Source organism: Limnobacter litoralis (assembly GCF_030160455.1).
Taxonomy (GTDB): domain Bacteria; phylum Pseudomonadota; class Gammaproteobacteria; order Burkholderiales; family Burkholderiaceae_B; genus Limnobacter; species Limnobacter litoralis.
Window position 1 is genome coordinate 1 of the sequence record NZ_BSOJ01000042.1, and the last position, 1,721, is coordinate 1,721.

Sequence of the window (1,721 nt, forward strand, 5' to 3'; positions counted from 1 at the left end):
CAGTGAATTGGCAATTTCCTTGGCCTGTTCACCATCGGGGCGCGCGCCCTTGAGCACCACATACGCCACGATTGCCTCTCCGGTCAGGTCATCCGGACGACCCACCACAGCCGCCTCAGCCACCATCTCGTTGGCCACCAGAGAAGACTCAATTTCCATGGTGCCCATGCGGTGGCCAGAAACGTTCAGCACGTCATCGATGCGGCCCATGATGGTGAAGTTGCCATTGTCTTTGTCCCGCACAGCGCCGTCTCCGGCCAGGTAAAGCTTGCCACCCAACTCCTCCGGGAAATAGCTTTTCTTGAATCGCTCGGGGTCGCCCCAGATGGTGCGAATCATCGAAGGCCATGGGCGCTTGACCACCAAAATACCACCTTGGCCATCAGGCAAATCGCCGCCCACTTCATCAACCACTGCCGCCATAATGCCGGGCAACGGCAGCGTACAGGAACCGGGTACCAAAGTGGTTGCGCCAGGCAGTGGCGTAATCATGTGGCCGCCGGTTTCAGTTTGCCAGAAAGTGTCCACAATCGGGCACTTCTCATGGCCCACGTTTTTGTAATACCACATCCAGGCTTCGGGGTTGATCGGCTCACCCACAGACCCCAACAAACGCAGGGAAGACAGATCGTACGACTTTGGATGCACCTTCTCGTCAGCCTCTGAGGCCTTGATCAGTGAACGAATCGCAGTGGGTGCGGTGTAGAAAATGGTCGCTTTGTGGCGCTGAATCATTTCCCAGAAACGACCCGCATTCGGGTAAGTGGGCACGCCTTCAAATACGATCTGCGTGGCGCCCACGGCCAAGGGGCCGTAAGTGATGTAGGTGTGGCCAGTGATCCAGCCAATGTCCGCCGTACACCAGAAAACGTCATTCGGTTTGATGTCAAAGGTCCACTTCATGGTCAGCATGGCCCACAACAGATACCCAGCCGAGCTGTGCTGCACGCCCTTGGGCTTGCCGGTTGAACCTGAGGTGTACAACACAAACAGCGGGTGCTCTGAATCCACAATGGTGGGCTCGCACTGGTCCGACTGCTTGGCCACCAAATCTTCCAGATACACATCGCGGCCAGCTTGCATTTCAGCGCCCTGCCCGGTGCGTTTGTACACGATCACATTTTTAACCGCCTCGCAGCCGCCCATGGCCAATGCTTCGTCCACGATGTTTTTCAGGGGCAGCTGCTTGCCACCACGCACCTGCTGGTCAGCTGTGAACACGGCACAGGCGCCCACATCCACAATGCGTTCCTGCAGGCTTTTTGCTGAAAATCCGCCAAACACCACCGAGTGCGTTGCGCCAATGCGGGCGCAAGCCTGCATGGCGGCAATGCCTTCCACGCTCATCGGCATGTAAATCACAACTCGGTCGCCCTTTTTCACGCCGAGGCTTTTCAGGCCGTTGGCGATGCGACTCACCTTGGCCAGCAAATCTGAGTAGCTGACATTGGTGACCTTGCCATCGTCGGCTTCAAACACGATGGCTGTTTTTGAACCCAAGCCATTGGCTACATTTTTGTCCAGACAATTGGCTGACACGTTAAGCTCGCCACCAGTGAACCACTTGTAAAATGGCGCATTCGATTCGTCCAGCACCTTGCTGTAGGGCTTGCTCCAACTCAGGTTCTCATCGGCCAGGCGGGCCCAAAAGCCCTCGTAATCCTGCTCTGCTGCTTTACACATGGCGCGGTAGGCATCCATGCCACCCACCGTTGCATTGG

1 protein-coding gene is annotated in these 1,721 nt (G+C 56.8%); it reads right to left on the reverse strand.

Annotation, left to right across the window (positions count from 1 at the left end; genetic code table 11):
• Positions 1–1,721 (reverse strand): acetate--CoA ligase (gene acs, locus QQJ87_RS14580; protein ID WP_284282631.1); only part of this gene is annotated, 1,721 nt, incomplete at both ends.